15 protein-coding genes and 1 pseudogene are annotated in these 18352 nt (G+C 69.3%); 10 read left to right on the top strand and 6 right to left on the bottom strand.

Annotated elements, in window-relative coordinates:
• Positions 1-157 precede the first annotated feature (157 nt).
• Positions 158-805, bottom strand: a pseudogene (locus tag AC1DFR_RS19705) (ArsR/SmtB family transcription factor); the annotation flags it as partial.
• 793 nt (positions 806-1598) lie between these two features.
• Here AC1DFR_RS19705 and AC1DFR_RS19700 point away from each other — a divergent pair.
• Entirely contained in the window at positions 1599-2591 is a 993-nt protein-coding gene (locus AC1DFR_RS19700) for an RluA family pseudouridine synthase (protein WP_476874257.1), read from the top strand.
• A 27-nt stretch (positions 2592-2618) separates the two neighbouring features.
• Positions 2619-3254: a DedA family protein gene (locus AC1DFR_RS19695; protein WP_476857864.1), complete on the top strand. Its 636-nt coding sequence runs from the start codon at positions 2619-2621 to the stop codon at positions 3252-3254.
• Here the strand turns inward: AC1DFR_RS19695 and AC1DFR_RS19690 are convergent.
• The 3 genes from AC1DFR_RS19690 to AC1DFR_RS19680 form a co-directional block, all read right to left on the bottom strand.
• Positions 3251-3556, bottom strand: a complete 306-nt coding sequence (locus tag AC1DFR_RS19690) for a hypothetical protein (RefSeq protein WP_223914453.1) — start codon at positions 3554-3556, stop codon at positions 3251-3253. The two genes, AC1DFR_RS19695 and AC1DFR_RS19690, sit on opposite strands and share 4 nt — an antisense overlap.
• A gap of 131 nt (positions 3557-3687) precedes the next feature.
• A complete protein-coding gene (ppc, locus tag AC1DFR_RS19685) occupies positions 3688-6501 on the bottom strand; it encodes a phosphoenolpyruvate carboxylase (RefSeq protein WP_223914454.1) in 2814 nt (937 codons plus the stop codon).
• A gap of 239 nt (positions 6502-6740) precedes the next feature.
• On the bottom strand, positions 6741-7421 hold the full coding sequence (locus tag AC1DFR_RS19680; protein ID WP_476874256.1) for an NADPH-dependent F420 reductase: 681 nt from the start codon (positions 7419-7421) through the stop codon (positions 6741-6743).
• 165 nt (positions 7422-7586) lie between these two features.
• On the opposite strand from AC1DFR_RS19680, the gene AC1DFR_RS19675 reads away from it, so the two are divergent.
• From AC1DFR_RS19675 to AC1DFR_RS19660, 4 genes are all read left to right on the top strand, one after another.
• Positions 7587-8603 (top strand): aldo/keto reductase, encoded by a 1017-nt coding sequence (locus tag AC1DFR_RS19675; RefSeq protein WP_476857861.1) that lies wholly within the window; start codon positions 7587-7589, stop codon positions 8601-8603.
• Positions 8600-9193, top strand: a complete 594-nt coding sequence (locus AC1DFR_RS19670; RefSeq protein ID WP_476850574.1) for a TetR/AcrR family transcriptional regulator — start codon at positions 8600-8602, stop codon at positions 9191-9193. Before AC1DFR_RS19675 ends, AC1DFR_RS19670 begins: the two co-directional genes overlap by 4 nt.
• A 100-nt stretch (positions 9194-9293) precedes the next feature.
• Positions 9294-9914, top strand: coding sequence for a TetR/AcrR family transcriptional regulator (locus AC1DFR_RS19665; RefSeq protein WP_476857860.1), 621 nt, complete (start codon positions 9294-9296; stop codon positions 9912-9914).
• Between the two features lie 18 nt (positions 9915-9932).
• On the top strand, positions 9933-10793 hold the full coding sequence (locus AC1DFR_RS19660; RefSeq protein WP_476874255.1) for a DUF1684 domain-containing protein: 861 nt from the start codon (positions 9933-9935) through the stop codon (positions 10791-10793).
• A 26-nt stretch (positions 10794-10819) separates the two neighbouring features.
• Here the strand turns inward: AC1DFR_RS19660 and AC1DFR_RS19655 are convergent, their stop codons facing one another.
• Both AC1DFR_RS19655 and AC1DFR_RS19650 read right to left on the bottom strand, forming a co-directional pair.
• Complete coding sequence (locus AC1DFR_RS19655) at positions 10820-12085, bottom strand: acyl-CoA dehydrogenase family protein (protein WP_476874254.1); 1266 nt, start codon at positions 12083-12085, stop codon at positions 10820-10822.
• Positions 12082-12903, bottom strand: coding sequence for an SDR family NAD(P)-dependent oxidoreductase (locus AC1DFR_RS19650; protein WP_476874253.1), 822 nt, complete (start codon positions 12901-12903; stop codon positions 12082-12084). The genes AC1DFR_RS19655 and AC1DFR_RS19650 overlap by 4 nt, the downstream gene beginning before the upstream one ends.
• A 194-nt stretch (positions 12904-13097) precedes the next feature.
• On the opposite strand from AC1DFR_RS19650, the gene AC1DFR_RS19645 reads away from it, so the two are divergent.
• The 4 genes from AC1DFR_RS19645 to AC1DFR_RS19630 all read left to right on the top strand — a co-directional run bounded on the left by AC1DFR_RS19645 (position 13098) and on the right by AC1DFR_RS19630 (position 18315).
• The gene (locus AC1DFR_RS19645) at positions 13098-14288 is read left to right on the top strand and encodes a glycoside hydrolase family 76 protein (protein WP_476857858.1); all 1191 of its coding nucleotides are present in this window, start codon (positions 13098-13100) and stop codon (positions 14286-14288) included.
• 180 nt (positions 14289-14468) lie between these two features.
• Positions 14469-15524, top strand: coding sequence for an iron ABC transporter substrate-binding protein (locus AC1DFR_RS19640; RefSeq protein ID WP_476874252.1), 1056 nt, complete (start codon positions 14469-14471; stop codon positions 15522-15524).
• Positions 15525-15634: 110 nt separating this feature from the next.
• Positions 15635-17134, top strand: coding sequence for an ABC transporter permease (locus AC1DFR_RS19635; RefSeq protein ID WP_043436715.1), 1500 nt, complete (start codon positions 15635-15637; stop codon positions 17132-17134).
• Positions 17131-18315 (top strand): ABC transporter ATP-binding protein, encoded by a 1185-nt coding sequence (locus AC1DFR_RS19630; protein WP_476874251.1) that lies wholly within the window; start codon positions 17131-17133, stop codon positions 18313-18315. The genes AC1DFR_RS19635 and AC1DFR_RS19630 overlap by 4 nt, the downstream gene beginning before the upstream one ends.
• Positions 18316-18352 lie beyond the last annotated feature (37 nt).

Here is an 18352-nt window from a genome sequence, read left to right as displayed (position 1 = left end):
TTGCTGTTTGTGGGGTTGCTGTTTGTGGGGTTGCTGTTTGTGGGGTTGCTGTTTGTGGGGTTGCTGTTTGTGGGGTTGCTGTTTGTGGGGTTGCTGTTTGTGGGGTTGCTGTTTGTGGGGTTGCTGTTTGTGGGTCTGAGTGCGCTGCCTTCGGCTGCGGCGCCTTGAGCGCCGGGTGCAGCGCGACGACCAGCCGGTGCTTGCGTCCCTCCGGCCGGCGACCAGCCTGGGAACCTGCCTGCTGATCTGCCGCGGAACCTGAGGGGGAACCTGAGGGGAGGTCACCGCCGTCGTGGTATTTGTCCACGAGCCTGGTCACGGCGACGCCGAGCTCCTCGGCGAAGGCCGCCCGGTCCGCCGCCGAACGGAAGGTAATCTCGCCGTCGATGGCAAAGGTGGCGAGTTTCTGCCGGGCCGCGGACGCCCCGGCGATCAGCTGCCCCATCTCCTGGACCATGCGGGCAGCGAGTGCCAGCAGCCAGAAGGCGGAAAAGCGGTCCGAGAACCGGTGCGGGTCCGGCGCCACCGAGGCCAGCGCCGCCGGCGAAATCAGGTACGACGCCGCCGTCGCCCGCAGAATGCGTTCGGTCACGTTGCCACGCCGCCGCTCCTCGACGAGCTCGACGAGCCCATGCCGCTCGAGCGCTTTGAGGTGGTAGTTCACCTTCTGCCGCGGCAGGCCCACCTTCGCGGCGAGCTGCGTCGCAGATCCGGGCTCGGCCAGTTCGCGCAGGATCCGCGTCCGGATCGGGTCCAGCGAGGCCTCGGCCGCGGCCGGATCCTCAATCACTCCGATGTCCAACATGCTTCCAGTTTGCCCGCCGACAATTTTAATTGTCAAGAACTTTTTTCTCGTCGGCGCTCGTGTGCGGGCGGCGCATGGCGACGTCGCCGGAAGCGTCCGAGGTCGCCGTATGTTTCCGGCGACCTGGCACGACTCCAGCGAACTGAAGCTCAGGGCGGCCGCCGCGGCTCGGGGCTGGGGTTGGACGGGCGCAAGGGAGGGGTGGCGGCGGCATCGCGAATTCGCCGGAAGAGTGCGAGTTCGCCGGATGTTTCCGGCGACCTGACACGGGTCCGGCGAACTCGCGCACGAGCCCCCGCGGGAGAGGACGGCGGGCGGTGACAGCGCCTAGGCGAGGGACCCGGACGGCGGGGGTGTGACGGGTGCAGGGCGGGGATGGCATCGCGAGGTCGCCGGAAGCGTCCGAGGTCGCCGTATGTATCCGGCGACCTGGCCCGGGTCCGGCGAACTGGAGCGCGGGCCCGCGGCGGGAGAGGACGGCGGGCGGGCGGGAGCGGACGGCGGGCGGGAGGGGACGGCGGGCGGGCGGGAGGGGACGGCGGGTAGGCGAGGGAGTCGGGCGGCGGCAGCGCGCGGGGCGTGACGGGCACAGGTCGGCGGCGCATCGCGAGTTCGCCGGAAGCGTCCGCGGTCGCCGTACGTTTCCGGCGACCTGGCACGGGTCCGGCGAACTGGAACTCGCGGGGCGGGGCTGGGCTGCGGGCCGGGGTACAGGGCCGCGGCGGCGGGGTCCCGGCAGGGTCATGAGGGCTGCGCAGGGCGCGGGAGGCCGGGCCCGTAGAATGGTCGGGTGATGCAATCCCCCCTTCCCGTGCGCGACGGCGTCAACGCGACGCGTCTGCGCCTGCCGGACGAGGGTCCCTGGGAGACCGCGCTCGACTACATGATGCACCGCTGGGGGCACATCGATCCGCAGGGCATCGAGGACCGGTTCGACGCCGGCGAGATCGTCGGCGAGGCAGGGATCGCCCTGGACCGCAGCACGCCGATGCAGGACCACACGTTCATCTGGTATTACCGGACCCTGCCGCCGGAGACCCGGATCCCGGTGGAGCTGAACATTCTGCACCAGGACGATCACCTGCTGGTGGTGGACAAGCCGCACTTCCTGCCCACCACCCCTGGCGGGACGTACATCCAGGAATCGGCCTTGGTCCGGCTCCGGAACCAACTCGGCCTCCCGGACCTGATTCCCATGCACCGTCTGGACCGCATGACCGCCGGCATCCTGCTGCTCTCCACGAACCCCGAGACCCGGGGCAAATACCAGGTGCTCTTCGAAAAGCGCCAGGTCCAGAAGGAATACGAGTGTGTGTCCGCCGCGGAGCCCGCACCGGGCCATCCCGCGGTGGACTTCCCTGTGGTGGTGCGGAACCGGATGACCAAGTCCCGCAGCTACCTGCTGGCCGAGGTTGTCGACGGCGAACCCAACGCGGAAACCCGGATCGAACGGCTGCGCACGTTTGACGCTTCCGACGCACCCGACGCCGACGCACCCGACGGCGGCGCACCCGACAGCGCACCCGACGTCGACGGCGGCCCGCACCGCCGCGCGCTGTACCGGCTGGAGCCGCACTCCGGTAAGACCCACCAGCTCCGCGTGCACATGGCCTCACTGGGCCTCGGGATCGTCAACGATGCGTTCTACCCGGAACTGCTGGACAAGGCTCCGGACAATTACGCCAAGCCGCTGCAGCTCCTGGCCCGCGGGATCCGCTTCGTGGACCCCATCTCCGGCAGCCCGGTGGAATACCGCAGCAGACTGGGACTCAGCGAGGCCCGCTAGCGGCTGGAAGTGCGGTACCTTGTGCCCATGGACTTCGGAAATGCGGACAGCTGGGGCGCCGCGATCTATTTCTGGATCTTCCCCTTCGTGATCGGCGATGCGATTTTCCCGCCCGTCCCCTCGGAAATGCTGGTCATCACCGGCGGCGCGCTGTCAGCGGAGGGCCGCATCAACGGCTTCCTCGTCGTGCTCCTCGCCGCCGCGTCCTCATGGCTGGGTGACCTTCTCGTCTTCCAGCTGTTCAAGCGCCGGCTGAGCCACGTGCTCGACCGCTGGAAATGGGGCCTGGGGTTCCACGCGGCCGTGCATTCGGCGATCGCGAAAGCCGGCCGGTCCTCCACCTACGGCGCGATTATCGGCCTCCGCTTCATCCCCGGCGGGCGGCTGGCCACGACGGCCGCGGCGGGCATCGCCAACGTCTCCACCCGTGGGTTCAGCCTCTGCGCGGCCCTCGGCGGCCTGCTCTGGGCAAGCTGGTCCGTGGCACTGGGCTATTTCATGGGCTCCGCCACCGGGCTGCCCTTCTGGGCGAGCTCCCTGATCGGCGTCGGCGTCGGGCTGCTGGTCGGAGCGGTCGTGGGCGTGATCGTGACGCGGCGCCGGGGCAACCCCTCCCCCGTGGAGTCCGCCGTGGTCGACCCGGACGAGGAACTGGACTTTTAGACGGGCGCCCAGCGGCCGCGGCTGCGGCGCAGCACGGTCAGCGCGCCGGTGAGCGCAACGCGTTCGACGGCGTCGCGCATCATGGCTGCCGACTCCAGCGCCTGGCTGTTTTCGGCGCTGTAGGCGGTGGCCTCGACCAGGAAGCGCAGGTTCAGCTGCGGTACGCCGCCGGCGAGCTCAAGCTGGTGCGATTCGACGTGGTGCCGCGTCCCAAGCGCCTCGATGGCCGCGGCCATGACGGCCTCGGGAGCGGTGCCCGGCTTGAGCCCGGTGATCTTCAGTCTGGTCTGGAACGACGGCATGGAACAACCCTAGCCGCGCCGCCACGCTCCCTCACCTTCCGCACCCAAAACCCCAACGCTCCCTCACCGGGAGAGGGAGCGTCCGGGGAATAACCGCAGGACCTGAGGGAGCGTCCGGGCCGAGGTGCAGGCTACCCGGTGTTGCGCAGCCCGGCGGCGACTCCGTTGACCGTGATCAGCATGGCCCGCTGGAGCCGTTCGTCGATCTCGGCCCCCGTCATGCCCGCCGCGGCCTCGGCCCGGACGCGGCGCAGCAGTTCCACCTGCAGGTAGCTGATGGGGTCGAGGTACTGGTCCCGGATCTCGAGGGAGCGCTTCAGGGTGGGCTGGGCATCGAGGATCACGTGCTCGCCGGTGAGGTTCTGGATCTCCTCGACCGTGAGATCATATTCGGCCCGGATGGCACGGAACAGGTGGTGCAGTTCCGCCGGCACCAGGGTGGAGACGTAGTAGCCGGCAATGTCCATGTCCGTCTTCGCCAGGGTCATCTCAACATTGGAGAGCACCGAGCGGAAGAAGTGCCAGCCCTCGATCATCTCCTTGAGCTGGGCCGAGTTACCGGCCTCGCGGGCGGCTTTGAGGCCGGAGCCCACACCGAACCAGCCCGGCACGATCTGCCGTGACTGTGTCCAGCCGAACACCCACGGGATGGCGCGCAGGCCCTCCAGCCCGGCGCCGGAGTCGGGGCGCTTGGACGGACGCGACCCGATGTTGAGGGATCCCAGCTGCTCCACCGGGGTGGAGGCCATGAAGTAGGCGGGCAGGTCGGGGTCATCAATCAGCGTGCGGTAGCGGGCAAACGCGGCGTCGGAGACGGTTTCCATGACGTGGCCATAGCGCACGCGCTGGTCCTCCGAGGTGCGCGGGGTGCGGTGCAGGGCCGAGCCCTGCAGTACCGCGGCCAGGGAGAGTTCGAGGTTTTCGCGGGCCAGCTCCGGCAGGGAGTACTTGTCCGAGATGACCTCGCCCTGCTCGGTGAACTTGATCTCGCCCTCGAGCACGCCGTTGGGCTGGGCCATGATGGCATCGTAGGTCGGCCCGCCGCCGCGGCCCACCGAGCCGCCGCGGCCGTGGAAGAGGCGCACGCGGACCCCGTGCTTGGCGGCCACGTCGCGGAGCTTGCGCTGGGTCTTGTAGATTTCCCACTGGCTCGTCATGACGCCGGATTCCTTGTTGGAGTCCGAGTAGCCGAGCATGATTTCCTGCACGTCGCCGCGGAGCCGGACGAGCTCGCGGTAGGAGGCATCGGAGAGCAGCCGGTCCACGATCTCGGCCGAGGCGCGGAGTTCGTCGACTGTCTCCAACAGCGGCGCGAAGCCGATCTTGGCGTAGGGCGCCTCGCCGAACAGGCTGACCAGGCCGGCCTCGCGGGCCAGCACGGCCGCGGCCAGGACGTCGTCCGCGCCGCGGGTCATGGAGATGATGTAGGTCTCGATCACGTCCGGGCCGTAGGTGCGCAGGGCCCGCCGGATCTCCCGGAAGACGTCGTAGGTGCCGTCGGCGACGCCGTCGAGCTTGATCGGGTGGCCGGAGAGCGGGCGCCGGGACGCAAGTTCGGAGCCCAGCACCTCGAGCCGCTCGGCGCGGCTGAGTTCCGCGTACCGGACACCGGGCCCGCCAAGGCGGTCCATGAGCTGCCCGACGGCGTCGTGGTGGTGGTCGGCGTGCTCGCGGATGTCGAGGGTGGCCAGGTGCAGGCCGAAGGAGGCGATGGCGCGGCGGACCCGGGACAGGGCGCCGTCGGCGGCGAGGGCCGCGTGGTGGTTCCGCAGCGACCGTTCGAGCAGGCCGAGCTCGGCGAGGAGCTCCGCAGTGGCGGTGTAGTCGCGGCCGGGCTCGTGCGCGGATCCGGCCGCGACCCGGCGGCCGGTGTTGATCAGCTTGGCCTTGATGCAGGTGAGTTTGAGCCGGTAGGGCTCCTGAGCGTTCAGCTCAAGGACGCGGCGGTCCAGGCCAGGCAGGTTCCCCAGGTCGACGTCGATCGAGTCCAGGAGCTCCTGGTCCGCCCCGGCCAGCGCGGTCGAGTTGGACAGGATGGAGATGAGCCCGTCGATCAGGCCGATGCTGATCCGAACGGCGTGCTGGTTCTGGATCTGGAGGATTTCGCGGGTGACGGCGGCGGTGACGTTGGGGTTGCCGTCGCGGTCCCCGCCGATCCAGGAGCCGAAGCGGATCGGGGCCTTCTGTGGCGGCAGCGTGACGCCGTGCTCGGCAAGCAGCTCGGAGAGGTCCGAGAGCATTTCCGGCATGGCGTCGCTAAGGATGCCGGTGAGGTAATAGATGGCGTTCCGGGCCTCGTCCACGGGGGTGGGCCGGACCTGGCGGAGCTCGTCCGTCTGCCACATCTGGTCGATCACTTCGGACAGGTGGCGGTCCTGGCGGCGGCGCGCGGAGGTGCCCTCCGCCGTGGATTCGGACAGGATGTCCGAGAGCCGGCGGATTTTGTCCAGCACGGAGCGGCGGGAGGCCTCGGTGGGGTGTGCGGTGAAGATGGGGCGGACGTCGAGTTCGTTGACGACTTCCTGCAGCACGGAGTTGCCGGCCTGGTCCGCGATCTCCTCCACGGCTTTGGCGAGCCAGCCGTCCTTCTCCTGCCGGGTGCGCAGCCCGCGGACCCGGTGGACCTGCTCGGCGGCGTTCGCCAGGTGGAAGTAGAACGCGAAGGCGCGGACCAGGTCGGTGGCCTGCTCCAGCGGCAGGGAACCGAGCAGTTCACGGACCTGGGCGACGACGTCGTACGAGCTCCACGGCCCTGTAGCGTCGGCGCCGCCGCGGGCGGCCTCCTTGGATTCCTTGGTCAGCAGGCGCACCTGCTCCACCAGGTCCAGGAGCTCGGGGCCGTGCTGGCGGACCAGGGATTCGCCGAGGAGGGTGGAGACCCGGCGGACATCAGCCCGGAGTTCGGCGGCAAGATCGGTGTCGGAATGCATTGCAGTGTCAGCCATGGAAACTATCTTTCGAGGGGTCGACTTGGCTCGTACACTGCGCTGGATACTGTGAGCCCGATTACTTCTTCCCATGGGATGTTACCCGCAGGCACTCCCTGCTGGAATTCCGTCTCAGATAGTGTCAGGCCCCGCCGCGCCGCGCCGACGCCCCTCCCCCGGGACCCCAACCAGTTCGCAGCAGGGGCCGTTCTGAGCGCCCAGAACGGCCCCTGCTGCGGGCTTGGCGGGTGAAGGGGTTAGCGCGCGATCTTGAAGTTGAACTCGCCGGTTCCCAGCGCGCCCCAGATCCGCAGCCAGATCGGCAGGATCATTTCCGCCCCGCGGGCACTCGTGATGTCGCCGAGATCGATCACGTCGCGGTGGCCGAAGCCCTTGAGGAGTTCCGTCACGGCCGCCTTGGCGCCGGCGTCGTCCCCGGAGACGAACACCGTGTGGTCACCGCCGGCCACCCGGGCCGGATCGACCATCACGGACGCGGTCATGGTGTTCAGCGTCTTCACCACCTTGGCCTCCGGGAAGGACCGCTGGATCTCTTCGCCGAGGCTGTCCGTGTTCACCGGGTTCAGCGACGGCGGCATGCCCTGCGAGAAGTCCAGCGGGTTGGCGATGTCCATGATGATCTTGCCGGCGAGGTTCGGGGTCCCCGCTGCGGCCAGCGCGGCCAGCGAGCCGGCACCGTTGGTGGCATTGACGATCAGCTCGGCGCCGGATGCCGCGTCAGCAAAGGCGGCGACGTCGACTCCGGCGTTTGCGGCGTGCCACTCGGCGAACGGCGCGGCGCCCATCATGTCCGGCTCGGTCCGGGCGAGCGTCGCCTGCGGGTCGCGGGTGCCGATCACGACGTCGTGCCCCAGCCCTGCCAGTGCGCCGGCAATCGTGCGCCCCACCATGCCGGTTCCCAGTACTGCAATCTTCATGGCGTCCTCATTCTGAAGTCGTGGAGTAGACAGGTTCGTCTACGTGTGGGCATGACGCTATCAGACAGACCTGTCTACGGCAATAAGCGCATGCCGACGCCCCGTCCACCTCATCTCAGCTGACAAAGTTTGAAATCTGTCATCTGATTGTTGTATGGTCATCGCATGACAACTTCCACTCTCGGCACCCCCCGCACCCTGGGCTCCACCGGCCCCAGCACCGCCGCCATCGGCCTCGGCCTGATGGGCATGTCCGATCTTTACGGCCCCGCCGACGACGCCGAGAGCGTCGCCACGATCCAGGCCGCCCTCGACGCCGGAGTGACCCTGCTGGACACCGGCGACTTCTACGGCATGGGCCACAACGAAATGCTGCTGCGCGAGGCGATCCGCGGCCGCCGGCGCGAGAGCGCCCAGATCAGCGTGAAGTTCGGCGTCCTGCGCGATGCCCGGGGCGGATGGAACGGCGTGGACACCCGTCCGGTGGCCATCAAGAACTTTCTGGCCTACACCCTCCGGCGCCTCGGCACCGACTACGTGGACATCTACCGGCCGGCCCGCCTGGATCCGTCCGTTCCGGTGGAAGAGACCGTGGGAGCACTGGCCGAGCTCGTGCAGCAGGGCCTGATCCGCCACATCGGCCTCTCGGAGGTGGGCGCCGACACCCTGCGCCGCGCCAACGCCGTCCACCCGGTCTCCGACCTCCAGATCGAGTACTCCCTCCTCTCCCGTGGCATCGAGCAGGACATCCTGCCGGTGGCGCGGGAGCTGGGCATCGGCATCACGGCATACGGCGTGCTGTCCCGCGGCCTGGTTTCCGGCCACTGGCCGGCCGCCGGAACTGGGAACCGGCGCGACTTCCGGGCCCACCTGCCCCGGTTCTCCGGCGAGAACCTGCAGCGGAACCTCGAGCTCGTCGAACGGCTCCGCGAAATCGCGGACCGCAAGGGCGCGACCGTCGCCCAGCTCGCCATCGCCTGGGTCCTCTCCCGCGGCGAGGACATCGTGCCCCTCGTCGGCGCGCGCCGCCGCGAGCGGCTCACCGAATCGCTGGGAGCAGCCGAACTGGTCCTCTCCGGCGCGGACCTCGCGGAGATCGAGGCCGCCGTCCCGGCCGACGCCGCCGCGGGCACCCGCTACGACGCAGGCCAGATGGCCATGCTCGACAGCGAACGCCGGTGACCCCTGCCGCCGTCGTCCTGACGGAAGAGCGCATCCTCGACGCCGCGGAAGACGTGCTGCGGCGCTTTGGGCCGGCCAAGGCCACGGTGGTTGACGTCGCGAAGGCCCTGGGCGTCAGCCACGGCAGCGTGTACCGGCACTTCCCCACAAAGGTGGCGCTGCGGGACGCGGTGGCCCGGCGCTGGCTGGACCGCCTCGCGGAGCCGCTGGATCCCGCCCGCGATACGGACGGCCCTGCCGCGGAACGCCTGCTCCGCTGGCTCGAACGCCTCGCGGCCATCAAGCAGGGTATGGCGCTGAACGATCCGGAGCTGTTTGCCACGTTCGGCCAGCTGACCGCCGAGGCGCGGGAAGTGGTGGCGGCCCACGTTGACCACCTGGCCGCAGCGCTCACCGAGATCATTGCCGACGGCGTCAGCAGCGGCGAATTCGCCGTCCCGGATCCGGTGCCGGCCGGCCGCGCCGTCCTGCACGCCACGGCGCGGTTCCACCACCCGCTGCACGCTTCGGAATGGTCGGACCCCGCCATCGGGGCCGAGCTGCGCGAGGTCTGGCGGCTGCTCGTGCGGGGTCTGGCCGCCCGCCCGTAGCCGCCGGATCAGGCGGGGGCGGGCCGGCGGTACGTCATTGACGAGGTACAACGCGAATGACACTGCGGCGTAGACAGACTTGTCTGTGTACGATTGAGCCATGACCTCGCCAGCAGCCACTGCCGCCCCGGCTGCCCGCACCCCCGCCGGGCATGCCAGGGAGAAGATCCTGGCGACTGCCTTCCGGCTCTTCTACGCGCAGGGTTTCCGGGCCGCCGGCATCGACACCATCATCGCCGAGTCCGGCGTCGCGAAAGCCACGTTCTATAAGTACTTTCCGGCCAAGGACGACCTCATGCTGGCCTACCTGGAGAAGGTGGACAGCGTCTGGACCGGGCAGCTGCACGCCGCCGCCGAGGCCGCCGGCGAGGACCCGGCCGCGCAGCTCGTGGGCCTGTTCGATGCCCTGACAGCCGCCTGCCGGCGCGACGGCTACCGCGGTTGCGCTTTCATCAACGCGGCCGCCGAGTCGGCCGCCGGTACCCGGGTCCACGACCGGACCGTGGCCCACAAGCGGCAGATCCGCGCCTGGATCCGGGACCTCGCCGCGCGCGCGGGCGCCCGGGACCCGGACCAGCTCGCCCGCAGCCTGACCCTGGTACTCGACGGCGGCCTGGCAAGCGGGGTGCTCGACGGCGACCCGGCCGCGGCCGCCGCAGCCGGAACTACTGCCGCCCAGCTCGTTGCGGCCAGCCTCAACACCCCACCCGCCACCAGCTGAAACCCCTTGGAGGTGCCCATGACCGCCCCTGAACCCGGGACTGGCTCGAAGCCCACGCCTGATGCAGTGCAGAACCCGCAGCTGGCCCGCTGGCAACGCTTCCGGAACAGCCGCAACACGGCCCTCGCCAGCGAGCACGGCTGGCTCACGCTGACCTCCTTCCAGTGGCTGGAAGGCGAGCCGGCCGCCGTCGAGCTCGCCCCCGGCCTCTGGTCCACGGACGGCACTGCGGCGTTCCTCACGGCCGCCGCGTCCGACGGTCTGACCCTCGTCGAAACCGGCGAACCCGTGGACGGGACCATCAGCGCCGTGCTCGCCGACGAGGAATCACTGATGTGGGTCCGGTACGGCGGCGACGACGGCCGCCAGGTGGTGGTGGAGCTCGCCATGCGGGCGGACAAGTACGCCATCCGCACCCGCGACTCCCAGTCGCCGGTGTTCACGGAGTTCGATGGCGTGCCCACCTTCGGCTTCCGCCCGGACCTGGTCATCGAGGCCCGGTTCGTGCCCTACCCCGAGCCTGTGGATGTCCCGATCGGCACGGCCAACCCGCTCGTGGACGGGGTCCACCGCTCGGTCGGCGAGCTGGTCTTCCGGCTTCCCGGCGCGGACCACGAGATCCACCTGCAGGCCGAGGAGGAGAAGCTCGGTGCCCTGACGGTGACGTTCCACGACGAGACCAATGGGGAAAGTACGGACGAGTGGCGGAAGGTGTCCACCGCAAAACCCCGCCCGGACAATACCGTGATCCTGGACTTCAACCGGGCCATCAACTACCCCAGCGCCTTCACCCCGTACGGCACCTGCCCCATGCCGGTGCGGAACAACAGCCTTGATGTGAAGATTGAGGCCGGCGAGAAGGAACCCGGCCTCTTCTAAAAGGGTCTAAACGGTCAAGCCGTCTTCTAGACGATCGCGGACACCCCGGTGACGGCGCGGCCCGTGATCAGGGTGTTGATCTCGAACGAGCCCTCGTAGGTGTAGATCGCCTCGGCGTCGGAGAAGATCTTGGCCATCCGGTAGTCGGTGACGATCCCGTTGCCGCCCAGCAGGGACCGGCCCATCGCGACGGTTTCGCGCATCCGGGCGCTGACATAGGACTTGGCGAGGGCCACCTGCGGCATGTCCGCGGCGCCGGCGTCCTGCAGCTGGGCGATCCGGACCATCATGCCCATGCTGGCCACGGCGTTGCCGAGCATGGTGACCAGCTGCTGCTGGACCAGTTGGAACTTTGCCAGCGGGCGGCCGAACTGCTGGCGTTCGACGGCGTACTGCCGGGCGACGTCGAACGCCGCGAGCTGCTGCCCCACACCTTGCCAGGCCACCATGATCCGGGAACCGCGCAGGAGTTCGTTGGTGTCCTCGAAGCTGCTGATCCCGGCGAAGCGGTCCGTTTCGGCCACCCGGACGTCGGTGAAGACGATGTCCGCGTTCTGCACCGTGCGCAGGGCAATCTTGTTCTCGATCCGGCTCCGGCTCACGCCCGGCAAGGTGGCGTCGACGATGAAGCCGCGGATGCCGCCGTCGGCCTCGTCCCGGGCCCAGACCAGCATGTAGTCGCAAAACGTGCCGTTGCCGATCCAGCGCTTGGCGCCGTTGAGCACCCAGATGTCGCCGCCGCCGGCCGCGCCGCCGGGGACCCGGCGGGCCCGGGTTTCCATGCCGCCGGCAACGTCCGAGCCGTGGTCCGGTTCGGTGAGGGCAAAGGCACCGGTGGTGCGCAGGCTTGCCGCGTCCTCGAGCAGGCGCGCCTTCTGCTCCTCGGAGCCGAAGCCGTAGAGAGACTCCACGAAGAGGTCATGGTGGACCAGGAAGAAGGTGGCGAGCGAGGTGTCCACCCGGGTCATCTCGGCGATGACGATCCCGGCGAACAGGTTGCTGTAGCCGCGCTGGGCCGGGGCGCTGAGCTCCAAGGCGGCCAGCTTGGGCAGGATGTGGGCCGGGAATTCGGCCTTGTTCCACCAGTCCGTGGCGAACGGGGCAACCTCGACGGCCAGGAACTCGCGCAGCTGCGCCAGCTTGGCCCGCTCCGCCGTGCTGAGCAGGGCTTCGTAGTCGAAGAAGTCCGCCGTGGGCAGCCCCGCCACAGAGGGTGCTGCCACTGGCGGGGCCGCGGTGGCGGCCGGCCCTGTCGCGGTCACTTCGGCAGCGGCCATCTCAGACCCGGTCATTTCGGGCCCATGCGGATGGCACCGTCGAGGCGGATTGTCTCGCCGTTGAGCATGGCGTTCTCCACAATGTGCGCGGCGAGGTTCGCGTATTCGGCCGGGCGGCCCAGCCGTGAGGGGTGCGGCACCTGCTGGCCCAGGGAGTCCTGCGCCTCCTGGGGCAGGCCGGCCATCATGGGAGTCTCGAAGATGCCCGGCGCGATGGTGACCACCCGGATCAGCGAGCGCGCGAGTTCGCGGGCGATCGGCAGCGTCATGGCGGCGACGGCGCCCTTGGAGGCGGCGTAGGCGGGCTGGCCGATCTGCCCGTCGAACGCGGCAACGGAGGCGGTGTTGATGATGACGCCACGTTCGGGGCCGCCGAGTTCCGTGGCGGCGGGCTCGGTGGCTGCCATGGCGGCCGCGGCGAGGCGGATCACATTGAAGGTGCCCACGAGGTTGATCTGGATGACGCGGTTGAAGGCCTCCAGCGGGAGGACGCCGCCGCGGCCCAGGACCTTGCCGGGGGTGGCGATCCCCGCGCAGTTGACCACGATGCGCAGCGGGCCCAATGCTGAGGCGGCGGCGACGGCGGCCTGCACCTGCGCCTCGTCCGTGACGTCGGCCGGGACAAAGACGGCCCTGCGGCCGCCTCCGGCAGCAGCTTCTCCAGCGCCGGCAGCGGCGGATGCGGTCAGTTCGGCGGCAAAGGCGTCCCCGGCGGAACCCGGCAGGTCCACGAGGACCACCGACGCGCCGGCGTCGAACAGGCGCCTGGCCGTGGCCGCTCCGAGACCGGAGGCCCCGCCCGTGATCAGCGCGACAGTACCCTTGATGTCCATCCATCCTCCTTGATGTGGAACCGAACCCCGGCGGCGAAGCCTCGACGCGGGCGGCGCCTGCAGAGGCGGCCCGCGGGGAACATTAGTTAGTGAATGTTAACTGGAATGCGGCCAATGCGCACCTTTGGGCCGCACACGCCGAGGGCGCAGTCACAGTCGCGGGCCGGACGGGCTCCCGCGATTACGCTTGAGCCATGACCCGAGCCGACGCCTCCGCCCCCAACTGGTCCTTCCGTGCGGACGAGGCCGCCCGCTCAGTGACCAGGCTCTTCGGGCAGCGGCTCTTTTTCCTCCCCGGGACCCACATCGCCGCGATCCTCCGGCCCTCGGGCCGGCTGAAGAACCTGTCCCGGCCCTGGCACTACTGGTGGCAGGCACACTACCTGGACTGCCTCGTGGACGCCGGCCGCCGGGAACTGGGGTCCCCCGGGCATCCGGGCGCCAAGTTCGACGGCGAGAACCGGCCCAGCGCCGGCCGGCTCGCCTCCCGGCTCGTCACGGGCATCCGGCTGCGCAATTTCCTCACGGTGGTCAACAACTACTACGACGACATGGCCTGGCTGGCCCTTGCCACGCTCCGGCTGGACAAGCTCGCCGAGGACACCCGCAAACACACCGGCCGGGAGCGCAACGCCAAGGTCCTGCAAAGCCTGACCCTGCAGTTCGACTCCGCTTCCACGGACGACCTCGGCGGCGGTACATTCTGGAGCACGAAGCGCGACTTCAAGAACACCCCCGCCACCGCCCCCGTGGCCCTCTACTACGCGCGGACCGGCAACCGGACCAAGGCGCAGTCCCTGCTGGACTGGCTGGACGCCAGGCTCTACGAGCCCGGACAGGGCCTGTACCGCGACGGCCTCCGGATTTCCGGAACGGGCGAGGCGGTGCTGGAAGAGACCATCTACACCTACAACCAGGGGCCCGTCCTCGGCGCCCTGCTGGAACTCGGGGGCGAGCCCAACCTCGGGCGTGCGGCCGCACTGGTGGACGCCGTGGCGGCCAACCTCACGCAGCCGGCCCCGCTGCTGGGCCGCACCGCCGCGGTGCTGCGCTGCGAGGGAACGGGCGACGGCGGGCTCTTCACGGGGATCCTCGTCCGCTACCTGGCCCTCGCCGCCGTCGACGAACGCCTCCCAGCCGAAACCCGGGCCACGGCGGCGGCGCTCGTGAACGATACGGCGGAGGCCCTCTGGGAGGGCCGCCGGATCCTCCCTCCGAACGACCGCCTCGCGCGCCGCGGCAGCCATCTGGTCTTCTCCGACCGCACCGACGCGCCGGCACGCCGCAGTTACCCGGAAGGCGCCGCCGTCGAGCTCTCCACGCAACTGCAGGCCTGGATGGTGCTGGAGGCGGCCGCCTCGATCGCGCAGGCGCCCGCCCGATAACCCGGCGACAATTACGTCACGCAATAGTATCGTAATTGATGTGATCCTCATCACTTAAACCAGCCTCAGGTTGGTCGCTTAGGTTTGGCTAACCTACAGTCTTTCTTAGTGAGCATGCCCTAACTTCCCCGCTCACGGGGGGCAGGGCACTACGACGACTTCCTTGTAGAAAGTAGCCCCATGAAGATCCGCACCAACGCGCTGGCGGGCATCGCCCTGGCCGCCACTGCCGCCCTGGGCCTGGCCGCCTGCGGCTCCGGTTCCTCCGCCACGGCCGGCAGCAGCGCAGCCGCCAACGGCTCCGCCGCCGGTGAGATCACGGTCTATAACGCCCAGCACGAATCCCTGACCAAAGAGTGGATCGACGCCTTCACCGCCGAGACCGGCATTAAGGTGACCGTGCGCCAGGGCGACGACACCGAGATGTCCAACCAGATCGTGCAGGAAGGCCAGGCTTCGCCGGCGGACGTCTTCCTCACCGAGAACTCCCCCGCCATGGCCCAGGTGGAAAACGCCGGCCTCTTCGCGGATGTGGACAAGGCCACCGTGGACCAGGTCCCCGCCGAGTTCCGCCCCTCCACCAACAAGTGGACCGGCATCGCGGCCCGCTCCACCGTACTGGTCTACGACAAGAACAAGATCAGCGCCGACAAGCTGCCCAAGTCCATGCTGGACCTGGCCAACCCCGAGTGGAAGGGCAAGTGGGCTGCCTCGCCGTCGGGCGCCGACTTCCAGGCGATTGTCTCGGCCCTGCTGGAACTCAAGGGCGAAGCCGCCACTGAGGCCTGGCTCAAGGGCATGAAGGAAAACTCCAAGCCGTACAAGGGCAACAGCACGGCCATGAAGGCCGTCAACGCCGGCGAAGTCGACGCCGCCCTGATCTACCACTACTACTACTACGGCGACCAGGCCAAGACCGGCGAGAACTCCAAGAACGTCACGCCGTTCTACTTCAAGAACCAGGACCCGGGCGCCTTCGTCTCCATCTCCGGCGGCGGCGTGCTGAAGTCTTCCAAGAACGCCGCAGCGGCCCAGTCCTTCCTGAAGTTCATCACCGGCAAGAAGGGCCAGGAAGTGCTCCAGAAGGGCACCTCCTTCGAATACGCTGTCGGCTCGGACGTCCCGTCCAACGACAAGCTGGTTCCGCTCAAGGAGTTGCAGGCCCCCACCGTGGATCCCGCCAAACTCAATTCCGCCAAGGTCACCGAGCTGATGACCCAGGCAGGACTGCTGTAGCCGCAGTGACTAACAAGCTGGCGGTCCCCGGTCCCTCTGGGGATTTGACGACTGACACGACGACGGCGGGCAGGGGTAAACGCCCCCGCCCGCCTTTCGGCGTCTCTGTCGTGTCCATCATCGCGGTCCTCATCGCCCTGTTTTCCCTGGTGCCCCTGGCCTACGTGGTCTTCATGACAGCCTCCACCGGCTGGGACACCGCAATGGCCCTGATCTTCCGCCCGCGCGTGGGCGAACTCCTGCTCAACACGGTGCTGCTGACCGTGGTGACGGTGCCGCTGTGCCTCGTCCTGGGCGTCGGCGGCGCGTGGCTCGTCGAACGCACGTCCCTTGTGGGCCGCAAGTGGTGGGCCGTGCTGCTCGCCGCCCCGCTGGCCATCCCCGCCTTCGTCAACAGCTACGCGTGGGTTTCCGCGGTGCCGTCCCTTGGCGGGCTGTGGTCCGGGGTCCTGATCGCCACCCTGTCCTATTTCCCGCTCGTGTACATCCCGGCCGCCGCGACGCTCAGCCGCCTGGACCCGGCGATCGAACAGTCCGCCGCCTCCCTCGGCCTCGGCGCCTGGCGCGCGTTCTTCCGTGTGGTGCTCCCGCAGCTGCGCATCGCCATGACCGGCGGCGGGCTGCTGGTCGCGCTGCACCTGCTGGCCGAATACGGGGCCTTCGCGATGATCCGCTTCGACACCTTCACCACCGCGATCATGGTCCAGTACCAGTCCACGTTCAACGGCACCGCCGGGAACATGCTGGCCAGCGTGCTGGTGTTCCTCTGCCTGATCCTGCTGCTCGTGGAGGTCCGCAGCCGCGGCAGCGCCCGGTACGCCAGGATCGGCTCCGGGGCCCAGGCACGCGCCTTGCGCCTGCCCCTGCACGCCTACCAGCTCCCCGCCCAGCTGTCCCTGATCGCCCTCACCGGGCTTGCGTTCGGGCTGCCGCTGACGTTCGTGCTGCGCTGGATCGTCGCCGGCGGCCCGGAAATCTGGGCTGCCGAAGAATTCATGCCGGCGCTCCTGCAGACCTTGGCCTACGGCCTCGCGGCGGCCGTCGCCACCACCGTGGTCGCGTTCCCCATGGCTTACCTGGCCGTGCGGCGCCCCGGCTGGTTCAGCAAGTCCCTGGAGCTGTCCAACTACATCACCAGCTCCATGCCCGGGATCGTGGTGGGCCTGGCCTTCGTGACCGTGAGCATCCGGATGGTGCCCAGCATGTACCAGACCTCAGCGCTGCTCATCGCGGCCTACGTGCTGCTGTTCCTCCCCCGGGCCCTCGTGAACATCCGCTCGGGGCTGTCCCAGGCACCGAAGGAACTCGACGAGGCCGCCCAGGTGCTCGGCAAGCCGCCGCTGCTGGCCTTCCTGCGCGTGACGCTGCGGCTCACGGCCCCCGCCGCGGCTGGCGGCGCGGCCCTGGTGTTCCTGGGGATTGTCAACGAGCTCACCGCCACCCTCCTGCTCTCGCCCAACGGGACCCGCACCCTCGCCACCGAGTTCTGGAGCAAGAGCAGCGAGATCGACTACGCTGGCGCCGCCCCCTACGCGCTGCTGATGATCCTGATCTCGGCGCCCATGACCTATCTCCTCTTCCAGCAGTCCAAGAAAGTAGCCGGACAGTGACCGATGTCTACCCGTCGCGTGAGGCCCCCTCGCGCCTCCCCGAGCCGCGGGTCGCGGCTTCCGTGGCCACCAGCACCAACAGCCACCTGGAAATCGACGCCGTCACCAAGAACTTTGGGCCCCAGGCCGTCCTCAAGGGCGTCAACCTCTCCGTCGCCAAGGGCGGAACGACGGCGATCGTGGGACCCTCCGGCTCCGGCAAGACCACGCTCCTTCGCCTGATTGCCGGCTTCGAGCACCCGGACACCGGCAGCATCTCGCTCAACGGGTCCAAGGTGGCCGGGGAGAACGCCTGGGTCCCCGCGCACAAGCGGCACGTCGGCTACGTCGCCCAGGACGGCGCCCTGTTCCCGCACCTGACGGTCGGGCAGAACATCTCCTTCGGCCTGGACGCCGCCCAGCTTCCCGGCGGCCGCCACGGCGTCAAGGCGCGGGTGGGCGAGCTGCTGGAAATGGTCTCACTGGACCCGGCCATGGCCAAGCGCCGCCCGCACCAGCTCTCCGGCGGGCAGCAGCAGCGGGTTGCCCTTGCCCGGGCGCTGGCCCGCAAGCCCGCGCTCATGCTGCTGGACGAGCCCTTCTCCGCCCTGGACGCCGGCCTGCGGGTGGCCACCCGCCGAGCCGTGGCCCAGGTCCTGAAGGACGCCGGCGTCACCACGATCCTCGTCACGCATGACCAGGCCGAGGCGCTGTCATTCGCCGACCAGGTGGCCGTGATGCGCGGCGGCAAGCTGGCCCAGATCGGCAACCCGTTCGTCGTCTACACGCGCCCGGCTGACCGCGCCACCGCCGAGTTCCTGGGCGACGCCGTGATCCTGGATGCCTGGATGGAAGGCTCCCTGGCCACGTGTTCGCTCGGCGGGATCCCCGTGCGCCGCCCGCCGGCCCAGGGCCGGGTCCAGCTGATGCTGCGGCCCGAGCAGATCCGCATTTCCGAGGACGGCCCCATCCGCGGCACGGTGGTGGACACGGACTACTTCGGCCCCGAAACCACGGTGCGGCTCCAACTCCCCGTCCCGCCGGTCCTTGCCGCCGGCGCCATCCCGGACCACCGCTACCCCGGCGGCGGGGAAATCATCACGATCCGGCACTGGAACGCCTCGATCGCCCGCCCCGGCACGGAGCTGCGGCTTCGCGTCGTGGGCGAGGCCGTCGCCTTTCCGATGGATGAGCAGCCGTAACGGCGAGATTCGGCGTCCTGAAGCCTCTGTGCCCCGA

Source organism: Arthrobacter sp. 05T410 (assembly GCF_056396505.1).
Note: the sequence above shows the minus strand (reverse complement) of the source record. Positions and strands in the feature narration are given on the sequence as shown.

What these genes read in the sequence shown, in the direction of transcription:
- AC1DFR_RS19700 (WP_476874257.1), top strand. Translation starts at nt 1,599, where the DNA reads ATGCAATCCCCCCTTCCCGTGCGCGACGGCGTCAACGCGACGCGTCTG.
- AC1DFR_RS19695 (WP_476857864.1), top strand. Translation starts at nt 2,619, where the DNA reads ATGGACTTCGGAAATGCGGACAGCTGGGGCGCCGCGATCTATTTCTGG.
- AC1DFR_RS19690 (WP_223914453.1), bottom strand. Translation starts at nt 3,556, where the DNA reads ATGCCGTCGTTCCAGACCAGACTGAAGATCACCGGGCTCAAGCCGGGC.
- ppc (WP_223914454.1), bottom strand. Translation starts at nt 6,501, where the DNA reads ATGGCTGACACTGCAATGCATTCCGACACCGATCTTGCCGCCGAACTC.
- AC1DFR_RS19680 (WP_476874256.1), bottom strand. Translation starts at nt 7,421, where the DNA reads ATGAAGATTGCAGTACTGGGAACCGGCATGGTGGGGCGCACGATTGCC.
- AC1DFR_RS19675 (WP_476857861.1), top strand. Translation starts at nt 7,587, where the DNA reads ATGACAACTTCCACTCTCGGCACCCCCCGCACCCTGGGCTCCACCGGC.
- AC1DFR_RS19665 (WP_476857860.1), top strand. Translation starts at nt 9,294, where the DNA reads ATGACCTCGCCAGCAGCCACTGCCGCCCCGGCTGCCCGCACCCCCGCC.
- AC1DFR_RS19660 (WP_476874255.1), top strand. Translation starts at nt 9,933, where the DNA reads ATGACCGCCCCTGAACCCGGGACTGGCTCGAAGCCCACGCCTGATGCA.
- AC1DFR_RS19655 (WP_476874254.1), bottom strand. Translation starts at nt 12,085, where the DNA reads ATGACCGGGTCTGAGATGGCCGCTGCCGAAGTGACCGCGACAGGGCCG.
- AC1DFR_RS19650 (WP_476874253.1), bottom strand. Translation starts at nt 12,903, where the DNA reads ATGGACATCAAGGGTACTGTCGCGCTGATCACGGGCGGGGCCTCCGGT.
- AC1DFR_RS19645 (WP_476857858.1), top strand. Translation starts at nt 13,098, where the DNA reads ATGACCCGAGCCGACGCCTCCGCCCCCAACTGGTCCTTCCGTGCGGAC.
- AC1DFR_RS19640 (WP_476874252.1), top strand. Translation starts at nt 14,469, where the DNA reads ATGAAGATCCGCACCAACGCGCTGGCGGGCATCGCCCTGGCCGCCACT.